At 69.3% G+C, this 7,498-nt stretch carries 7 protein-coding genes; 4 read left to right on the top strand and 3 right to left on the bottom strand.

The window, feature by feature from the left end; translation table 11 throughout:
• Positions 1 to 124: 124 nt before the first annotated feature.
• Both ACTJI2_RS19400 and ACTJI2_RS19405 read right to left on the bottom strand, forming a co-directional pair.
• A complete protein-coding gene (locus ACTJI2_RS19400; RefSeq protein WP_192199597.1) occupies positions 125 to 907 on the bottom strand; it encodes a LytR/AlgR family response regulator transcription factor in 783 nt (260 codons plus the stop codon).
• On the bottom strand, positions 904 to 2,013 hold the full coding sequence (locus tag ACTJI2_RS19405; RefSeq protein WP_183639435.1) for a sensor histidine kinase: 1,110 nt from the start codon (positions 2,011 to 2,013) through the stop codon (positions 904 to 906). The genes ACTJI2_RS19400 and ACTJI2_RS19405 overlap by 4 nt, the downstream gene beginning before the upstream one ends.
• A 205-nt stretch (positions 2,014 to 2,218) precedes the next feature.
• Between ACTJI2_RS19405 and ACTJI2_RS19410 the strand changes: the two genes are divergently transcribed.
• Positions 2,219 to 2,614, top strand: coding sequence for a hypothetical protein (locus ACTJI2_RS19410; RefSeq protein ID WP_440843053.1), 396 nt, complete (start codon positions 2,219 to 2,221; stop codon positions 2,612 to 2,614).
• A 12-nt stretch (positions 2,615 to 2,626) separates the two neighbouring features.
• Here the strand turns inward: ACTJI2_RS19410 and ACTJI2_RS19415 are convergent, their stop codons facing one another.
• Positions 2,627 to 3,565 carry a LysR substrate-binding domain-containing protein gene (locus ACTJI2_RS19415; protein WP_192199599.1) on the bottom strand — a complete coding sequence of 313 codons (939 nt, stop codon included), beginning with the start codon at positions 3,563 to 3,565 and terminating at the stop codon, positions 2,627 to 2,629.
• A gap of 96 nt (positions 3,566 to 3,661) precedes the next feature.
• Between ACTJI2_RS19415 and ACTJI2_RS19420 the strand changes: the two genes are divergently transcribed.
• The 3 genes from ACTJI2_RS19420 to ACTJI2_RS19430 all read left to right on the top strand — a co-directional run bounded on the left by ACTJI2_RS19420 (position 3,662) and on the right by ACTJI2_RS19430 (position 7,303).
• A complete protein-coding gene (locus tag ACTJI2_RS19420; protein WP_203323601.1) occupies positions 3,662 to 4,756 on the top strand; it encodes a hypothetical protein in 1,095 nt (364 codons plus the stop codon).
• A 24-nt stretch (positions 4,757 to 4,780) separates the two neighbouring features.
• Positions 4,781 to 5,653 (top strand): TolB family protein, encoded by an 873-nt coding sequence (locus ACTJI2_RS19425; RefSeq protein WP_440843054.1) that lies wholly within the window; start codon positions 4,781 to 4,783, stop codon positions 5,651 to 5,653.
• A gap of 81 nt (positions 5,654 to 5,734) precedes the next feature.
• Positions 5,735 to 7,303 (top strand): EAL domain-containing protein, encoded by a 1,569-nt coding sequence (locus tag ACTJI2_RS19430; protein WP_440843055.1) that lies wholly within the window; start codon positions 5,735 to 5,737, stop codon positions 7,301 to 7,303.
• Positions 7,304 to 7,498 lie beyond the last annotated feature (195 nt).

Raw genomic sequence — 7,498 nt, forward strand, 5'->3', positions numbered from 1 at the left:
TCATCGAAGACAGCGCGATGGCCGCATCCCCGTCGGTGGGAGCGCCGTCCCCGGCGCGAGCTTCTCGCGCGAACGGTACCCACCCCGCCAAGAGCTCGCGGCCGGAGGCCGCTCCTGCCCGCGCCTAGCGCTCCGCCTGGCGCGTGGTCACCAGCCGCAGGAAGGCCTCGTGCTGGTAGCGGCTCATGCGCAGTTCCTGGCCGGTGTCCAAGGTGACCACGTGGTGGCCGTTGAACCAGGGATGGATGGCCTTGACCCGGCGCACGTTGATGATCGCCGAGCGGTGGATGCGGGCGAAGTGGCGCGGGTCCAGGCGCTCGGCCAGCGCCGCCATGGTTTCGCGCAGCTCATGCACACGATCGGCCAGGTGCAGTTCCACCGTGTTGCGGTTGGCCTTGATCCAGACGATGTCATCCACCGGCACCAGCACCACGTGCTCGTCCACGCGCACCGGAATCCGCTGCAGCCAGGCATCGCGCTGGCGCAGATCCTCCAGCGCCTGCAGGATGCGCCGGGATTCGCCGCCGTGCGGACCGCGATCGGCCGAAAGCCGATCCTTGGCGCGCGCGAGCGTCGCCGCGAAGCGCTCGCGGCTGAACGGCTTGACCAGGTAGTCCACCGCGTTGGCCTCGAAGGCCTTGACCGCGTACTGCTCGTAGGCGGTGACGAACACCATCGCCGGCATCCGCGCCTGACCAATCGCGTCGACCACCTCGATGCCGGTCATCGCCGGCATCTGGATGTCCAGGAACACCAGATCCGGCGACTGCGAACGGATCGCCGCCAGCGCCGACGCGCCGTCGCCGTATTCACCCAGCAGCTCGATGTCCGGATCCGCGCGCAGGTGGCGGACGATCGCATGGCGTGCGATCGGCTCGTCGTCGACCACCAGCACGCCGATGCTCATGCCGGCACATGCTCCGGCACGTCGTCCAGTTCTTCCAGCAACCGGTAGGGCAGGCGGATGCGACAGGCCACGCCCTGCGGCCAGGTCATGTCCAGGCGCAGGTCGGCGCCCTCGCCGTACAGCTCGCGCAGGCGCAGGCGGGTATTGGACAGGCCGATGCCGTGGCCGCCCGGACTGCCGCCTTCTTCCAGCACGCTGTTGCCGTTGCGTACTTCCAGCAGCAGGTGTTCACCCTCGCGCCGCGCTTCGATCTCGATGCGATCGCCGCCCACGCGCTGGCCGATGCCGTGGCGGATGGCGTTCTCCACGATCGGTTGCAGCAGCAGGCTGGGCACCGCGCAGTCGAGCAGGTCCGGGGCGATGTAGATCTGGGTGGCGAGGCGATCGCCGTAGCGCTTGCGCTGGATGCCCAGGTACAGATCCAGCAGCGCCAGCTCGCGCCGCAGGGTGATCTCCTGGCCGTCGTAGTCCTCCAGGAACGCGCGCAGCAGATCGCTCAGCCGCAGCAGCATGTCCTCGGCGCTGACCTTGTCCTCGTCCAGCAGGGTGACGATGGCGTGCAGCGTGTTGAACAGGAAGTGCGGCTGCAACTGGGTCTTCAGCACCTGCAGGCGCGACTGCGCCAGTTCGGTGGCCAGCTGGCTGGCCTCCAGTTCGCGGCGGGCCTTCTCGGCCTGGAAGCGCAACGAATGCTGGATGGCCACCAGCGCGCAATAGGTCACCACGCCGATGGTGATGTACTTGGTGAAGAACTGGGCGAGCTGCTCGCCGAAGGAACTGGGTTCGAAGAAGGTGGAGATGAAGGCACCAGCCACCATCGACAGGAAGGTCAAGCCGCTGGCCGCGAACAGATGGAAGAGCAATGGCCCGGCGCGATACGGCGGCTGCACGGGGTGGCGTTCGGCCAGGCGGAACACCCACGGCGCCAGCGCGGCCCAGATGTACCAGACGATGACCGACCAGCGCACGTAATCCGTGAGCGCCCACAGGTGGCCGGAGGCGAGGTCGTCAATGATGCCCTGCACGATGAATACAAAAGTCACCGGCAGCCACAGGGCCAGGTAGCGGGCCAGGCCGATTTCGATGGTTCCCAGACGAATCTTCATGCGGCGGTCGCGGCGGGTCGGTGGCGGATGGGGCAGGGCATCCTAAGCGCACTTGCGCGCAAAGAAAAAGCAAGGGCCTGCCCACTACGATTGGGAATCCGGCCACGACGATTCGTCCCAACTCCGTTGCCGGAAATGCGCGGGACGTCGCCTGATGCATGCGACGGCGGCCATGACGGCGGCCGGTTGCCCTGGAGAGTTCGTCATGCGTCAGCGTCATTGCTTCCCGATTGCCGCGCTGGTCGCGGTACTGATGGTCCTTCCCGCCATGCGCGCGGCCGCGGCGGAACCCGCCGCATCCGCCGGGATCCGCTACCTGGCGTTGGTCAACCGGGCCCACGACAGCATCGACCGGCTGGAAGTGGCCGAACCCGGCAGCGGCCGGTTCCAGGACGTGGCCCTGGGTGAGGCGGTGCGTGGCGGCGGCGACTCCTCGACCGTCGAACTGCATGGCGTCGGCTGCCGCTACGACGTGCGCTTCACCTTCCGCACCGGCCAGAAGATGGTCTACGAGAATGTCGATGTCTGCGGCCTGCAGGCGCTGCGCGTGCAGCGGCCGCCGCGGGATCAGCTGGATCGGCGCCATGCCACCACGCTCTGATCGGGCGCGGTCTCAGGTGGCCGGAACCCGTGCCGCGCGCAGCCAGCCGCGCGCGTTCTCTCGCGCTCGCGCCGCTTCGCCTTCCAGCCACTCGCCGAAGCAGGCGATCTTGCGGCTGGCGTGCCGCGCCACCGGATAGGTGAACCAGAACGTGCGGCCGTCGCCGGCGACGTGCGGATGCGCGGGCACCAGCCGGCCGGCGGCGATTTCGTCATGGAACAGCAGCGGCGAGCCGATCGCGATGCCCTGGCCGGCGATGGCGGCGGCGATGTCCAGGTGTTCGGCGGACAACTGGGTGGCGAAACGTTCGGGCGGCGCATGCGTGTCGTTGCCGAGGCTGCGGAACCACAGCGCCCACCAGTCCGGCCGGCCCAGCAGCGGCACGGGTGAGATGCCGCCCGGCCGCGCGAGATCGGCGGCGGCGGCCTTCAGCGCTGGCGCGCACAGCGGCATGAAGATGCTCGGGAACAGTTCGATCGCGCGCAGGCCGGGCCACTGCCCGTGGCCGTTGCGGATCGCCGCGTCGAAACGGCCGCCCGCCAGATCCTCGGCGGTGGCCGACAGATCCAGTTCGATCGCGATGTCCGGATGGCGCTGGCGGAAGCCACCGAGTTTCGGCGTCAGCCAGCTGGCGCCCAGGGTCGGCAGAGTGGTCAGGGACAGCCGCGACTCGTTGACCGCAGCGGCGCGGATGAAGCTGGCGCGCAGCGCGGCGAATGCGCGGATGGCCTCCTGCGCGACGATTTCGCCGGATTCGGTCAGCTGCACCCGGTTGGCGCCGCGCAGGAACAGCGGCGCGCCGATCTGCTGTTCCAGCCGGCGCACGTGGTAGCTCACCGAGGCCGCGGTGGTGTCCAGTTCCTCGGCCGCGCGCGCGAAACTGCCCGACCGCGCGGCCGCCTCGAAGGCGCGGATGGCAGCAAGCGAAGGGAAGCGGTGTTCACCGACCATAAGTGCGGCTTAGTCTGGGCACCGATGTTCGCGTGGTCAACGTGCGGGCCGGGGCGGCAGCATGGCGGTGAACCTCACTCCACCGCCGGGTCCGCCATGCCGATTGCTCCCTCCGCCGACACCGATTCCGGTCGCCGCCGCCTGCTGATGGCCTTCGCCGCCGGCGCGGCCGCCGCGCTGCCCTGGCCGGTCCCGGCGATGGCGATGGCGGGGAGCACGGCGCCGGCAACCGATCCGCGCGCGGATTGGCGCTGGCTGATCGGCAACTGGAACGTTCGTCACCGGCGCCTGAAGGAGCGTCTGTCCGGCAGCGACGAGTGGGAGTCGTTTGCCGGCCGCGGCGCGGTATGGTCGACCCTGGATGGACTCGGCACGATCGACGACAACCAGATGGACTTGCCCGGCGGCAGCTATCACGGCATGAGCATCCGCGCGTTCGATCCGGCTACGCGCCAGTGGGCGATCTGGTGGCTGGACGCGCGCAATCCCACCCGCATCGACCCGCCCGTGCGCGGCGGCTTCGCCGGCGACGGCGGCACGTTCCTCGGGCGCGACACCCTGCGCGGCCAACCGATCCTCATGCGTTTCCGCTGGCACGACATCCACGGCCCGCGCCCGTGGTGGGAACAGGCGTTTTCGGGCGACGATGGCGCCAGCTGGGAGGTCAACTGGCGCAACTGGTTCACCCGCACGAACGCCGAACCCACGCCGTTGCCGCGATTGCCGCAGGCGCCGGACGACTGGAATTTCCTGGCCGGCCAATGGCGGGTACGGCATCGGCGCCGCCCGCGGTTGTCGCGGACCGAAGACTGGGACGAGTTCGATGGCACGTTCCACAACTGGCCGGTGCTGGGTGGTTTCGGCAACGTCGGCGACAACCTGATGCGGATGCCCGGTGGTGACGTGCGCGGGATGGGTATCCGCGCGTTCGATCCGGCGCGCGGGGAATGGTCGAGCTGGTGGCTGGACGGACGCACGCCGGATCGCATCGGCGCGCCGCTGCGCGGCCGGATCCGCAACGGCGAGCGCGTGTTCATCGGCGAGGAGATCGTCGATGGACAAGTGATCCTCACGCGGGTGATCTGGTCGCGGATCACGCCGCGTTCGGCGCGCTGGGAGCAGGCCAGCTCCCGCGATGGCGGGACGAGCTGGGACACCGACTGGATCAGCGACTTCACCCGGAACGGCTAGAGGGTCGCGATGATGATGCGATACATGACGCTGATTCTCGGGATGGTCGCGGCCGAAGCCGCGGGCGATCGGCCGATGCGGGTGACCGGCGCGGTCGAGCGCTTCGCGCCGGGCGAGGTGTCCACCTCCTACAGCGAGGTGCGCCTGACCCTCAGCCCCGATGGCGATACCGCGGTGTGGTTCAGCCGGGATCGGCCAGGCGGCGCGGGCGGTTACGACCTGTGGACGTCGCGACGGAAAGCGGGCAGGTGGTCACCGCCGACACCGGTGCCGTTCAACACCTCGGGCCGCGATTTCGATCCGGCGTTCTCGGCGGACGGACGCCAGCTGTACTTCTGTTCGGATCGACCGGGCGGCGCCGGTGGCGACGACCTGTACCGGGTGGAGGTGCGCGGCGACGCTTTCGGCGAGGTGGAATGGCTGGGGCCGGCGGTGAACAGTGCCGGCAAAGAGTTCGCGCCGATGTTGTCGCCGGATGGCGAAAGGCTGCTGTTCTCCAGTGATCGCGCGGGTGGCGCGGGGCGGCAGGATCTGTATGTCGCCGAACGGCGCGGCGCGGGGTTTGCAAGCGCCCAATCCCTGCCGGGCGGCATCAACACCGATGCCGATGAATTCGACGCTACCTTCCTGGATGACGGGACGACGATTGTGTTCACGCGCGCGGGTGATCTGCGTCGCGATCGCGTGGACCTGTTCGTGGCCGCGCTCGACGCCGCCGGCACCGGCTACGACGCCGGCCATCGCCTGGCGGATGGCCTGAACCATCCACGCTACGACAGCTATGCGCCGATGCTGGACTGGTCGCGCCCCGGGCACCTGCTGTTTTCCGGCCAGCGCGACGCCGCCGGCGGCATGGACGTGTTCCGGGTGGCCTACGCGCTGCCCGGGGAGAAGTGACGGATAGCCGGGGCCGCCGGACGGTTGGCAGGCCCACGGGAGCGGCCTAACCTGTCGCCTTCGCCGCAACCGGAAGGCCGCATGTACAGGGAACGTGTGTTGCTGCTGGGCGTGTCACTCGCGGTGTTCGCCAGCCTGGGCGCGCTGGGCGGCATGGGCTATCTGAGCTGGCAATCCGGCCTGCGCCAGGAACAGGCGCATCTACAGCGCTACGCGGCCGGCGCGATCGCGCGCACCCGCGATGCCTTCACCGAAATCGATGAGGCGTTCGACACCCTTTCCCGCTCGAACGCGGTGCCGTGTTCGCCGCGGCACATCGAGGAACTGCGCCTGGCCACGCTCGATACGCGTTCCGCCGAGGACGTGGCGTACTTCCGGGACGGTCGCCTGCTTTGCAGTTCCTGGGGCGCGCTGCGTGGACACATCCCGCGCGCGGCGAGCGACTTCACCACCGGCGACGGCATCGGCGTCAGCACGCACGTGCAGCCGCACATCCGCGATGCGCCGTCCATGCTGGTGCTGCATCGCGGCGGCTACAGCGCGCTGGTCAATCCGGAACGGCTGGTGGACGTGCTGGCCGACGACGATGTGCAGATCGCGGTGTATGCGCCGGGCGGCGCTCCGATCACGGTCAACACGCCGGCAGCCTCCGGGTTGCTCGCGCGCGCGGAAGCGGGCGCATCACGCGGAACCCGCGCCGGCCAGCTGTACGGCGCGGCCACGCAGGACGGCTGGCGTGCGATGGCGGTCCGGCCGCTGGCGGGGATTTCCGATCGCCTGCGCGAGGAGCAGCTGAAGCTGTTGCCCCTGGCGCTGGTGCTGGTGGCCGCGCTGGTGGCGCTGTCGGTCTGGCTGATCCGCCAACGGTTGTCCCCCCTGGCGGAACTGGAACGCGGGATTCGCAGGCGCCAGTTCCTCGTTCATTACCAGCCCATCATCGAACTGCGCACCGGCGCGTGCGTCGGCGCCGAGGCGCTGGTGCGCTGGCGTCGCGAGGGCGCGCTGGTGCCGCCGGACGAATTCATACCGCTCGCCGAGGAGAGCGGCCTGATCGCACCGCTCACCGATCAGGTGCTGGACGGGGTCATCGGTGACCTGGAAGCGGAACTGGCCCGGGATCGTTCGCTGCACATCGCCATCAACCTGAGCGCGCAGGACATCCGCAGCGGGCGTTTCCTGGACGTGGTCCGCGAGGCGTTGCCGCGCACCCGGATCCGGCCGGAACAGATCTGGCTGGAAGCCACCGAACGCGGCTTCATCGACATCGAGGCGGCCAGGCTCACCCTGGGCGAGGCGCGCGAAGCGGGCCATTCGGTGGCCATCGACGACTTCGGCACCGGTTATTCCAGCCTGCGCCATCTCCAGGATCTGCCGCTGGACGCGTTGAAGATCGACAAGTCGTTCGTCGATACCATCGGCTTGGACACCGCCACCAGCCTGGTCACCGCGCACATCGTCGAGATGGCGCAGGAACTGGACCTGCGCATCGTCGCCGAAGGCGTCGAGACCCAGGCGCAACTGGACTACCTGAAGGCGCGTGGCGTGGATTATGCGCAGGGTTGGCTGTTCTCGCGGCCGCTGCCGGCAACCGATTTCATCGCCTTCCTGCGCCGCTCGCGCGTGGCGCAGGGTGGTGCGGGTTCGGAGTGATCCGCCGCTCCGAGCGCTGAAGCGGTGTCGCTCCTTCCCCCGCTTGCGGGGGAAGGAGCGGAATCCGTGGTCCGTTTGTTTCCCCGCAAGCGGTGCCGCCCCTTCCCCCGCTTGCGGGGGAAGGTTGGGATGGGGGGCGCTTTCAGCGCCGCAAGGTGTACGGGCACGTTCGCCCCCACCCCAGCCCTCCCCCGC

Origin of the sequence: Pseudoxanthomonas sp. 22568, from assembly GCF_052044485.1 — a bacterium.
Lineage (GTDB): Bacteria > Pseudomonadota > Gammaproteobacteria > Xanthomonadales > Xanthomonadaceae > Pseudoxanthomonas_A > Pseudoxanthomonas_A beigongshangi.